We start from the raw sequence: 743 nt of genomic DNA, 5'->3' as shown, positions 1-743 counted from the left end.
AATCGGGAAGACAGGATTCGAACCTGCGACACCTTGGTCCCAAACCAAGTACTCTACCAAGCTGAGCTACTTCCCGCGTTAAATAAAAAAATGCACCCTAGAGGAGTCGAACCTCTAACCGCCTGATTCGTAGTCAGGTACTCTATCCAGTTGAGCTAAGGGTGCTCATCATTATATGCCGAGGACCGGAATCGAACCGGTACGATCGTTACCAATCGCAGGATTTTAAGTCCTGTGCGTCTGCCAGTTCCGCCACCCCGGCCTCTCTAAGCGAACGACGGGATTCGAACCCGCGACCCCCACCTTGGCAAGGTGGTGTTCTACCACTGAACTACGTTCGCATCGACCTCTTATTCTATATAAAAAAATGCCGGCTACATGACTTGAACACGCGACCCTCTGATTACAAATCAGATGCTCTACCAACTGAGCTAAGCCGGCTGATTTCTATTATGCGGGTTAAGGGACTTGAACCCCCACGCCGTTAAGCGCCAGATCCTAAATCTGGTGCGTCTGCCAATTCCGCCAAACCCGCAAATATGACCCGTACTGGGCTCGAACCAGTGACCCATTGATTAAAAGTCAATTGCTCTACCAACTGAGCTAACGAGTCTAAAATAACTTCCGTTATCTTAAACGGTCCCGACGGGAATCGAACCCGCGATCTTCGCCGTGACAGGGCGACGTGATAACCGCTACACTACGGGACCTATGGGAGTTAACGGGATCGAACCGCTGACCCT

8 tRNA genes are annotated in these 743 nt (G+C 51.0%); all 8 read right to left on the bottom strand.

What is annotated here, in order from left to right:
- Window positions 1-2 precede the first annotated feature (2 nt).
- A tRNA-Pro gene (locus HMPREF2991_RS09165) sits at window positions 3-76 on the bottom strand.
- A gap of 15 nt (window positions 77-91) precedes the next feature.
- Window positions 92-165 (bottom strand) — tRNA-Arg (locus tag HMPREF2991_RS09160).
- An 11-nt stretch (window positions 166-176) separates the two neighbouring features.
- Window positions 177-262, bottom strand: a tRNA-Leu gene (locus tag HMPREF2991_RS09155).
- A 7-nt stretch (window positions 263-269) separates the two neighbouring features.
- A tRNA-Gly gene (locus HMPREF2991_RS09150) sits at window positions 270-341 on the bottom strand.
- Between the two features lie 27 nt (window positions 342-368).
- Window positions 369-441 (bottom strand) — tRNA-Thr (locus HMPREF2991_RS09145).
- A gap of 12 nt (window positions 442-453) precedes the next feature.
- Window positions 454-535 (bottom strand) — tRNA-Leu (locus HMPREF2991_RS09140).
- Between the two features lie 5 nt (window positions 536-540).
- Window positions 541-613 (bottom strand) — tRNA-Lys (locus HMPREF2991_RS09135).
- 24 nt (window positions 614-637) lie between these two features.
- Window positions 638-710, bottom strand: a tRNA-Asp gene (locus HMPREF2991_RS09130).
- Window positions 711-743 lie beyond the last annotated feature (33 nt).

This window comes from Streptococcus sp. HMSC072D07 (genome assembly GCF_001814835.1).
Lineage (GTDB): Bacteria > Bacillota > Bacilli > Lactobacillales > Streptococcaceae > Streptococcus.
Note: the sequence above shows the minus strand (reverse complement) of the source record. Positions and strands in the feature narration are given on the sequence as shown.